1 protein-coding gene is annotated in these 608 nt (G+C 69.4%); it reads right to left on the bottom strand.

Going from position 1 to position 608, the window contains the following annotated elements:
• Positions 1-608: alpha-amylase family protein (locus tag IE251_RS40490; RefSeq protein ID WP_506005333.1), on the bottom strand; the 608-nt coding region annotated here is incomplete at both ends.

Below are 608 nucleotides of genomic sequence, written 5' to 3'. Positions count from 1 at the left end.
GGGGTGTTGGGGAAGAGGTTCGGCCGCATGTAGGCCGCGGCCTCGCCGGTCAGCTCGGTCAGGTACTCGGTGAGTTCCTGCTTGGTGTTGCGCCAGGTGAAGTACGTGTACGACTGCTGGAAGCCGATCTGGGCCAGGGTGTGCATCATCGCCGGGCGGGTGAAGGCCTCCGCCAGGAAGATCACGTCCGGGTCGGTCCGGTTGGTCTCGGCGATGACCCGTTCCCAGAAGACGACGGGTTTGGTGTGGGGGTTGTCCACGCGGAAGACGCGCACGCCGTGGGCCATCCAGTGGCGCAGGATCCGCAGGGTCTCGGCGACCAGGCCGTCCATGTCGGCGTCGAAGGCGAGGGGGTAGATGTCCTGGTACTTCTTCGGGGGGTTCTCCGCGTAGGCGATCGAGCCGTCGGGGCGGTGGTGGAACCACTCGGGGTGCTTCTCCACCCAGGGGTGGTCCGGGGAGCACTGGAGGGCGAGGTCGAGGGCGACCTCCAGGCCGAGCCGCCCGGCCTCGGCGACGAAGTGGTCGAAGTCCTCCAGGGTGCCCAGGGCGGGGTGGACGGCGTCGTGGCCGCCCTCGGGGGAGCCGATCGCCCAGGGCACGCCGAC

The organism is Streptomyces eurythermus, from assembly GCF_014649115.1.
In the GTDB taxonomy this organism is placed as follows: domain Bacteria; phylum Actinomycetota; class Actinomycetes; order Streptomycetales; family Streptomycetaceae; genus Streptomyces; species Streptomyces eurythermus.
Note: the sequence above shows the minus strand (reverse complement) of the source record. Positions and strands in the feature narration are given on the sequence as shown.